We start from the raw sequence: 552 nt of genomic DNA, 5'->3' as shown, positions 1-552 counted from the left end.
AAAGACTTGTTTGATATTTAAAAGTAAATCCGCATCATTAATAGCACGCATTGAACGTGGACGTCGTCGCCATGCATAAAAGCCACTACGAGAGACATCAAGCCATGAGCAAAGGTATTTAACACCTAAGGCTTCTTTGTGTTTTTCGATGAATCCAAATCGTTCTGATGGACTTCCGCCAGATACCGTTGCCACTTTTTTAGTAAATCATTTTCCATTTTTAAACGGTCGTTTTCTTTTTGCAGCTGTTTAATTTTATTTAGTTCTTTCTTTGTGGGGATTTTACTCATGAGTTCACTATTGCTCTGATAGTGTTGGTTTTTTTTAAACTTCCCTTCTCGGTATTCTTTACGCCAACGGCTTAGCATTAACGGGTGAATATCCAACGCTTGAGCAACATCCTTAGATAACATGTCGTTTCGTAAGCTTAGCTCGACAGCTTTAATTTTGAAATTAACAGGGTAAAACCACGTCTTTTTAGGTTGGGTATATCTAGGCATTTTAGCCTCCTCAATGTTATGAGGAGGTGTCCACTAAAACGGGGGAACTTCA

The 552-nt window shown here is 38.6% G+C and carries 1 pseudogene; it reads right to left on the bottom strand.

Features of this window, described 5'->3' with window-relative positions:
• Nucleotides 1-500: pseudogene (locus tag CXF79_RS17410) on the bottom strand (IS3-like element ISCps9 family transposase); the annotation flags it as partial.
• Nucleotides 501-552: the final 52 nt, after the last annotated feature.

Origin of the sequence: Colwellia sp. Bg11-28, from assembly GCF_002836245.1 — a bacterium.
In the GTDB taxonomy this organism is placed as follows: Bacteria; Pseudomonadota; Gammaproteobacteria; order Enterobacterales; family Alteromonadaceae; genus Colwellia; species Colwellia psychrerythraea_A.
Note: the sequence above shows the minus strand (reverse complement) of the source record. Positions and strands in the feature narration are given on the sequence as shown.